Raw genomic sequence first — 951 nt, 5'->3', positions numbered from 1 at the left:
GTTGTGCGTCATTTAAAAAAACCGAAGTGAACAGACTAAAATCCTATTTTATTGAATTAATTTACCCATTCATTCTGATAATAATACTTGGAATACTATTATCAATTGCAATTTATTTCTTTGTTGATGTCTTCGTCGAATATGATATTTTTAGTGAACCGAATAGAGATAAACGACTCGATGGAACATTAAAAATAATTGGCACCGCAATATCACTAACTGGATTCATATCAATAATTGTTGTAATAATTTATTCAAAAAAAAGTATTCAACGAGATGTTCAAAAAGGCACAATCGAACTTTTTCAAGAATTTAATGGAGAAAGATTTAAAGAAATACGGACAAAAGCATGGGTAGTAAAAGAGAAATGGGAAAACAAAAAGAATTACAAAAGTAAATTTCTAGAATATAATTTTGGTAAGGGCGAAAAAAAAGAAAACAAGGAGTTGACGGAAGAGATAAATGTCATTTACAAATTATTAGAATTTTATCTAATTATAAGCACTTTCGAGGAAAATAAATCTATTCTTCAAAGCCTTAGGTATTTTTATTATGGTTGGTGGAGAAAATTTCTTTATGAAATCGCTGCTGAAATTGAGGATAATAGAGACATTAACGACATTGTAAAAAATGGAAAAAGCGATTATTTAGACAATATTTCTTACGTCAAAAATCTTGAAAGATTAGACAAGATTTGTGGACTGGAAAATATTCCTAAAAATATAGCAATTCATAATGATGGCGGATAAAAACGAACGCACAACAAAACCTATAAACAATACGGGCTAAGGTCTTAAACGCTAAGGTCTACGTATATTTATGATGTCGCGAAATCTTTGGGATTTCGCTTTGATACAAAAAAAAGAAAAAACAAAACCAAAAGATTTCGCTATGTGCGTGGCGCAAAGCAAACGCTAGTTTGCTCCCGTACTGTTCATAGCTAGACCGTTA

Annotated in this window: 1 protein-coding gene; it reads left to right on the top strand. The window is 30.5% G+C overall.

Annotation, left to right across the window (positions count from 1 at the left end):
* A partial coding sequence (locus Q0945_RS15960; protein WP_299436655.1) for a hypothetical protein occupies window positions 1-749 on the top strand: 749 nt, incomplete at its 5' end.
* Window positions 750-951: the final 202 nt, after the last annotated feature.

The sequence above is a fragment of the uncultured Maribacter sp. genome, assembly GCF_947500405.1.
In the GTDB taxonomy this organism is placed as follows: domain Bacteria; phylum Bacteroidota; class Bacteroidia; order Flavobacteriales; family Flavobacteriaceae; genus Maribacter_B.
This window is presented reverse-complemented; position numbering and strand designations above follow the sequence as displayed.